Origin of the sequence: Kitasatospora sp. NPDC007106, from assembly GCF_040634455.1 — a bacterium.
Lineage (GTDB): Bacteria > Actinomycetota > Actinomycetes > Streptomycetales > Streptomycetaceae > Kitasatospora > Kitasatospora arboriphila.
The window spans coordinates 1-4252 of sequence record NZ_JBEYFP010000523.1; the positions used below are offsets into that span (position 1 = coordinate 1).

The window sequence follows — 4252 nt, forward strand, 5'->3', positions numbered from 1 at the left end:
GCCGTCGCCGTGGTGGCGGGCGCGGCGGACGCCGCGGTGGACGCCGCGGACCCGGCGGAGCTGCTGTCCCCGTCGGAGCCGCAGGCGGTCAACAGGGCTGCGGCGGCAGCGGCGGCGAGGCAGGCGCGAAGGACGCGTGCGGATGCGGACATGATGATGGACCTTCCCCCGTGGAACGTGGACGTGCCGTCGCCGCGACGACCGGCTCCCCGCACCGGCATGTCGCCCTGGGCGAACGGCGCGTGACACCGTATCAGCCCAAGATCCACCCGTCCGCGGGCCGGCACCCGCCGCACGCGGCCACCGGGCGCGGTACCGTCCCGCGGCACCTCCCGCCCCGCTGTCGGCGGCGGTGGGTAGGGTCGGCGGCACCTGATCGACCGAGCATCACGGGAACGCGCACCATGAGATCTCCGGACGAGCTGGACAGCGTCCAGTGGGACGCCCTCGACCACGCCTACGGTTCCGCCGAGGACGTGCCCGAGCTGATCCGCGCGCTCTACGGGGACGACGAGGAGGCCGCCTCCGAGGCGGTCCACGAACTCTTCGGGAGCATCCACCACCAGGGCACGGTCTACGAGGCCTCCGGCCCGGCCGTCCCCTTTCTGGCGCACGCCGTCCGGCACGCCCCGAGCCACCGCACCGACCTGCTGATGCTGCTCGCCGTGATGGCCGACCACGATCCGTCGGCCGCCGGCTCGCCGCCCCGGCTCGGCGCCGACGTGGCCGCCGTCTGCACCGAGCTCTGCCGCGTCCTGCCGGACCTGCTGCCCTGCCTGGGGGACGCCGAGCCGTCCGTCCGGCGGGCCGCGCTCCGGGTGGTCGGGGCCGTGGCCGACCTGCTCCCTGCCGGTTCCGCCGCTCCGACGCTGGTCGAGGGCCTGTACGCGGCCGATCCGGTGCCGGCGGTCCGGGCGGACGCGGCGACCGTGCTGGCCCTGCTCGGGCGGGAGACGGGGGCGCTCGACCACCCGCTGCGGGAGGTCAGGCTGGCGGTCGCCGTCCTGGAGGCCGTGATCGGCCGACGCCGCCGGCCGGCGGCGGTGTTGAGACTGGGGGAGGCCCGGTGAGTGCGATGTCGGAGGCACCTTCGCTGGAACGGCTGCGTACGGCGGCCGCCCGGCGGCCCGAACGGCCGGAGGGGATGGTGGTGTGCGAGAACCTGGTGCGGATCTTCCGCAGCGAGGGCGTCGAGGTACAGGCACTCCAGGGGCTCGACCTCGCCGTGGCGGACGGCGAGTTGCTGGCGCTGGTCGGAGCGTCCGGCTCGGGCAAGTCGACCCTGCTGTCGATCCTCGCCGGTCTGGACGTGCCCACCGCGGGCAGCGCCTCGGTCGCGGGTCGGGACCTGCTGGCGATGCGGCGGCGCGAGCGGCTGGAGTACCGGCGGCGCACCGTCGGCTTCGTGTGGCAGCAGACCGCGAAGAACCTGCTGCCCCATCTGACGGCGGTGGAGAACGTGATGCTGCCGATGCGCTACGCCGGTCTGCCGCGCGGGCAACGGCACGGCCGGGCGGCGGAGTTGCTCGGCCTGCTGGGGCTCGGCGGCAAGCTCGGGCGGCGACCGGGCGAGCTCTCCGGCGGCGAGCAGCAGCGGGTGGCGATCGCGGTCGCCAACGCCAACGAGCCCGCGCTGCTGCTGGCCGACGAGCCGACCGGCGAGCTGGACAGCGCCACCGGCGAGGAGGTGTTCGGCGCCCTGCGGTCCGCCAACGCGGAGTTGGGCGTCACCGTGGTGATCGTCACCCATGACGCGGCGGTGGCCGAGCAGGTGTCCCGGACGGTGCGGATCCGCAACGGCCGCACCTCCACCGAGGTGCTGCGCCACGAGGAGGGCCGCCCCGGCGTGGAGTACGCCGTGCTCGACCGGGCCGGGCGGCTGCAGCTGCCCGCGGAGTTCACGGCGGCGCTCCGGCTCTCCCGCCGGGTGCGCCTGGAGCTGGAACAGGACCACATCGGTGTGTGGCCGGTGGTGGACGGGCCGCAGGAGGAGCCGCGATGACGGATGTGATGGTCTCGGCCGAGGACGTGCGGCGCAGCTTCGGCAGCGGGCCGCGGGCCGTGCACGCGCTGCGCGGGGTGGACTTCGAGGTCCGCCGCGGCGAACTCACGGCGCTCAAGGGCCGTTCCGGCTCGGGCAAGACGACGCTGCTGAACCTGCTCGGCGGTCTGGACGCGCCGACCTCGGGCCGGATCGTGCTGGACGGCACCGACCTGGCCGGCCTGGACGAGGACGGCCGGCTGGCGATGCGCCGCGACCGGATCGGCTTCGTCTTCCAGTCCTTCGGGCTGATCCCGGTGCTCACGGCCGCCGAGAACGTCGGTGTGCCGATGCGGCTGCGGCGGATGCCGGCGAAGGAGCGCGACGAGCGGGTGCGCCTGCTGCTGGCCCTGGTCGGACTGGCCGACCACGCGGACCAGCGGCCCGCGGAGCTCTCCGGCGGCCAGCAGCAACGCGTCGCCATCGCGCGGGCGTTGGCCAACGAGCCGGCGCTGGTGATCGCGGACGAGCCGACCGGCCGGCTGGACTCGGAGACCGGCCGCGCCGTCATGGAGCTGCTGCGCGCGGTGGTCCGCAGCGAGGGCGTCACCGTGCTGGTGGCCACGCACGACCCGGCGCTGATGGAGCTCGCGGACCGGGTGGTGGAGCTCGCCGACGGCCGGGTGGTGGAGGGCGCCGACCGCCACCGCTGACCGGCCGGGTCAACCCACCGGCACGGGCACGCTGTTGACCAGCCGCCGGTAGAGCGCGTCGAGCCGGACGCCGGGGCCGGTGCCGAGTTCGCGGCGGTGCACGGCCTCGGCCGCCCGGTAGGCCGCGGTGACGCCGTCGATCTCGCCGAGCCGGTGGTGGGCGCGCATCCGCAGCTCCCAGGCCCGGCCGCGCAGGGGTGCCGCGGCGAGCAGGTCGGCCAGGTCGCGCAGGGCGGACCGCGGTTCGGCGAGCTGCAGTTGGGCGTCGGCGAAGTCCTCGACGGCGCGCATGCGCTCCTCGTCCAGGTGGCCGAGCCAGGCCGCGAGCGGCCCGTTGCGCGGCACCCCGACGGCGGCCTCGTCGCCCTGCCAGAGGGCGAGCGCGGCGGCGAGCCGGGTGGCGGCCCGGTCCGGGTCGCCGGCTTCCAGCGCCGCCCGCCCGGCCGCGGCCCGGTCGAGGAAGCGCAGGTGGTCGCAGCGGTCGGCGTCGACCTGGAGCTCGTAGCCGCCGACGGTGCCGAGCAGCGGGGTCCGCGGGTCGAGCGACTGCCTCAGCCGGCTGGCGTGGGTCCGGATGTTGGCGACGGCGGAGCGGGGCGGCTCCTCCTCCCAGAGCGCTTCGGCGAGCCGGTCCAGGGACACGGTGGTGCCGGCCCGCAGCAGCAGTGTCACCAGCAGGGCGCGCGCCTTCACCCCCTTGACGTCGAGGGCCTCGTGCGGGCCGTGGTCGGGACGCAGGCACACTCTGCCGAGAATCTGAAAGGTCGTCACCGGCGTGCAGAGCTCGCTTCCTGGGGTGGGGCCGCCCCCCGCTGGCCGGGCCCGGCGGCATAGAGCCTGCCTGCGAACCGTTGCCATTTCAAGTCTGTTGCAGCAAGTTTCGGCAAGATGTTGCAGGACTGCTCTGGACAGGCCCTGCACCCCCCTGTCATCGATGTCGGAAACTCGGACGATCCACATGGAACGGACACGGACTGCGGAGCTCGGCCCCGCCCGTGACACTTTCCGTCGGCGGCCGAAGACTGCTGCCGGCAGCCGGCCCGCTCGCCCTCGCCCTGTTCAGCGCCGCGCGCGACCAGGCCGCCACCGCCACGGGCACCGCCACTCCCCCGCCCACCCTCACCACCGGCGCCTGCGGCTGGGACGTCAGCGCAAGCCCGGCGCCGAGCGGCGAGACGGCCCGGTGCAACGACGGCACGGCGTCCTAATCGGCGAGCTTCTCCGGCACCGGCCCGCACCACGGCGGCGTCCGCTCATGGTTCACGTGGCCCCGGGCGGGCCCGTCACCCGTCGGCGAGCGCCTCGCCGGTCAGTGCCGCCGCCTCCGCCAGGGCGGCGGCGGCATCCGTGCGGAACAGGCCGTGCGCCCGCCGGGCGAAGTCCGCGGGCGCACCCGGCAGCCGTCCGGCGGCGTCCACCGCGCCCTTCTCGTTGATCAGCCACCGCCCGGCCCGGCCGTGCAGGGCGTGCGCCAGCAGCCCGACCACCCGAAACAGGACGCTCCCGCCGCGCTACCGGGGCGATACGTCGATCATGAAAGCCTGGGGCGGTGGGAGTG

At 75.4% G+C, this 4252-nt stretch carries 6 protein-coding genes; 4 read left to right on the plus strand and 2 right to left on the minus strand.

The window, feature by feature from the left end:
* The first annotated feature begins 404 nt into the window (after positions 1-404).
* The 3 genes from ABZ641_RS27580 to ABZ641_RS27590 all read left to right on the plus strand — a co-directional run bounded on the left by ABZ641_RS27580 (position 405) and on the right by ABZ641_RS27590 (position 2694).
* On the plus strand, positions 405-1070 hold the full coding sequence (locus ABZ641_RS27580; protein ID WP_359985910.1) for a hypothetical protein: 666 nt from the start codon (positions 405-407) through the stop codon (positions 1068-1070).
* A gap of 74 nt (positions 1071-1144) precedes the next feature.
* Positions 1145-2002 carry an ABC transporter ATP-binding protein gene (locus ABZ641_RS27585; RefSeq protein ID WP_344626557.1) on the plus strand — a complete coding sequence of 286 codons (858 nt, stop codon included), beginning with the start codon at positions 1145-1147 and terminating at the stop codon, positions 2000-2002.
* Positions 1999-2694 (plus strand): ABC transporter ATP-binding protein, encoded by a 696-nt coding sequence (locus ABZ641_RS27590; protein WP_344626534.1) that lies wholly within the window; start codon positions 1999-2001, stop codon positions 2692-2694. Before ABZ641_RS27585 ends, ABZ641_RS27590 begins: the two co-directional genes overlap by 4 nt.
* A gap of 9 nt (positions 2695-2703) precedes the next feature.
* Here ABZ641_RS27590 and ABZ641_RS27595 read toward each other — a convergent pair whose 3' ends face one another.
* Complete coding sequence (locus ABZ641_RS27595; RefSeq protein WP_344626535.1) at positions 2704-3438, minus strand: BTAD domain-containing putative transcriptional regulator; 735 nt, start codon at positions 3436-3438, stop codon at positions 2704-2706.
* A 251-nt stretch (positions 3439-3689) separates the two neighbouring features.
* On the opposite strand from ABZ641_RS27595, the gene ABZ641_RS27600 reads away from it, so the two are divergent.
* Positions 3690-3902, plus strand: a complete 213-nt coding sequence (locus ABZ641_RS27600) for a hypothetical protein (protein ID WP_344626536.1) — start codon at positions 3690-3692, stop codon at positions 3900-3902.
* Positions 3903-3977: 75 nt separating this feature from the next.
* On the opposite strand, the gene ABZ641_RS27605 is transcribed toward ABZ641_RS27600, so the two are convergent.
* On the minus strand, positions 3978-4181 hold the full coding sequence (locus tag ABZ641_RS27605) for a hypothetical protein (protein ID WP_359985914.1): 204 nt from the start codon (positions 4179-4181) through the stop codon (positions 3978-3980).
* Positions 4182-4252: the final 71 nt, after the last annotated feature.

Bases quoted from the DNA above. Each gene is read 5' to 3' on its own strand.
- ABZ641_RS27590 (WP_344626534.1), top strand. From the start codon at position 1,999: ATGACGGATGTGATGGTCTCGGCCGAGGACGTGCGGCGCAGCTTCGGC.
- ABZ641_RS27580 (WP_359985910.1), top strand. From the start codon at position 405: ATGAGATCTCCGGACGAGCTGGACAGCGTCCAGTGGGACGCCCTCGAC.
- ABZ641_RS27585 (WP_344626557.1), top strand. From the start codon at position 1,145: ATGGTGGTGTGCGAGAACCTGGTGCGGATCTTCCGCAGCGAGGGCGTC.